We start from the raw sequence: 2,110 nt of genomic DNA on the forward strand, positions 1-2,110 counted from the left end.
AGTGTAGATCTGATTCGAGTTGCGATCGCTTCTGGAAAGAGAGTAAGACCGAGTAAAGGTACTGCTTTTACAAGGCATCACTCTGTGAAGGAAGAATCCTAGCCGTGATAGGCGGGGAGTTGTCAATTAACTACTAATTCTTAACACCTAATTCTCTTTTTAAAAGGTTAATCGATTTTTCACCAATATAATTGTTACTACATATAATTTCTGGAGGACGAATTAGATCCTCTTGTACTTGTTTAAGGGTTTTCTTGACGGTTAAATAACTATTAGAATCACAAATAATAGTATAAGAGCTACGCACTAAATTTTTCAATTTTTGTGAATCGTTACTTTGGGCAATAATAATGCTAATATCTTTACCACGAAGGCTATGAACTAATATTTCAGCTACTCTCAAAATACCTGTACTTAAACTTACAATACCTAAAGAAGATTGTGAGGGCAGTTTTTTGATAATTTTTAATTCTTCTTTATAATCATAAATATCAAGGGGAATTACTCTGGTTGATTGAGGAGAAACTATTTCTAAAACTTGATGAATAAAATAACGACTGGTAACAATAGTGGCTGAATTTATTTCTGTTAAAATTAAATTTAGTTCTTCCATTGGTACTAATTGTATCGGAATTAAGAGAGCTTGTTCTAATTCTAAAACTATTAGTTGCCCTACTCCTATATCTGTCATTGGCACAGTAACTAAGACTAAAGCATTACACCGTAATCGATAATCAATTTCCCCTAAAAATAATTGTTTAATTTGTTCTAAATTATATCCCTGTAATAATAATTCATCAACGTTTTGTTTAATCATTTTTTGGACACTAGGATATGCTTTTAAAAAACGAGATTCTGAATGTTTAACGGCTTCATTTCCTTGAGCTTTAACGTAAATACCTGAACCAGCAAGAGATTCGACTAATCCTTTTTCTTCTAATTGTCGATAAACTTTACTTATTGTATTTCTATGTAATCCAGTAATTAATGCTAGTTGTCTTGTACTAGGTAAACGATGACCGGGGGGATATTGACGAGATGCGATGGCAAACTGAATTTGATCAATTAATTGTTGAGAAGGAGAGATATTTCCCTCAGTTTGGATGCTAAAATGAAACATGATAAGTATTTTTATGGTTGTGATAAAGGGATTATTTGATAACCTTAAAATTCTCACAAATGATTTAGACTTACTATATATTATTATTTTAAAGCAAAAGCTGAGTTATAATTTTATCTTGAAATCTTTTTAACATCTTTATTTAATGAAAGAATTAATTAATGACAATAATTAATAATATAATTGCTATTTTGCAGAAAGAGTTACAAAGTTATTTTGCATCTCCTTTAGCTTTTAGTGTTGCTGGAATTTTTTGGTTTATTTCTGGTTTATTTTTTATCTTTATTCTCTTAAGTGATCAAGGAGTAATTCAAAATGTTGCCGTTCAAGAACAAATGGGAAATCCTGTTTCGATTGATGTAGTTTATGAATTTATGCAAATCTTTTTCGGCGTAATTGGCTCATTAACTATTTTTATTTTACCTATTTTATCGATGGGTTTATATGCCGAAGAACGCAAAAGAGGCACGATAGAATTATTAGCAACTTCTCCTATTTTTAATTGGGTAGTAGCCCTAGGCAAATTATTAGCAGTATTGTTATTTTTCATTACTATGATTATGCCTATTTTACTATATGAAGCGATCGCTTTTCAAGGAGCTACACCTCCTGTTAATCCTCAAGTGATTATTTTAGCTCATCTAGGTTTAATTTTAATGGCTGCTTCAATTTTATCTTTAGGGATGTTTATTTCTTCCTTAACAGACAGTACTATTTTTTCTGCTATTATGACATTTATTCTTGTTATTTTTATTTCAATTTTAGATGGTATTGGTAATCTTTTTGGTGGGCAATTGGGCGAAATTATTGCTCATTTTTCCATCTTAAGAATTTATGAAACTTTTGTAAAGGGAATTTTTGAAACTAGCAATTTAATTGTTTTTTTAAGTTACATAATTTTAGGCTTATTTTTAACATCACAATCCATAGAAACCTTAAGATTTACCAGAAAATAATTAAAAATTAGACATTAGTAAAGGATTTAAACTC

General features: G+C 29.9%; 2 protein-coding genes. One reads left to right on the forward strand and one right to left on the reverse strand.

Annotation, left to right across the window (positions count from 1 at the left end; genetic code table 11):
- Positions 1-133 precede the first annotated feature (133 nt).
- Positions 134-1,120, reverse strand: a complete 987-nt coding sequence (locus FWJ34_RS19210; RefSeq protein ID WP_308256932.1) for a GntR family transcriptional regulator — start codon at positions 1,118-1,120, stop codon at positions 134-136.
- Positions 1,121-1,281: 161 nt separating this feature from the next.
- On the opposite strand from FWJ34_RS19210, the gene FWJ34_RS19215 reads away from it, so the two are divergent.
- Positions 1,282-2,076 carry an ABC transporter permease gene (locus tag FWJ34_RS19215; protein ID WP_308256933.1) on the forward strand — a complete coding sequence of 265 codons (795 nt, stop codon included), beginning with the start codon at positions 1,282-1,284 and terminating at the stop codon, positions 2,074-2,076.
- The last annotated feature ends 34 nt before the right edge of the window (positions 2,077-2,110 follow it).

The sequence above is a fragment of the Geminocystis sp. GBBB08 genome (assembly GCF_016743215.1).
Classification (GTDB): Bacteria; Cyanobacteriota; Cyanobacteriia; order Cyanobacteriales; family Cyanobacteriaceae; genus Geminocystis.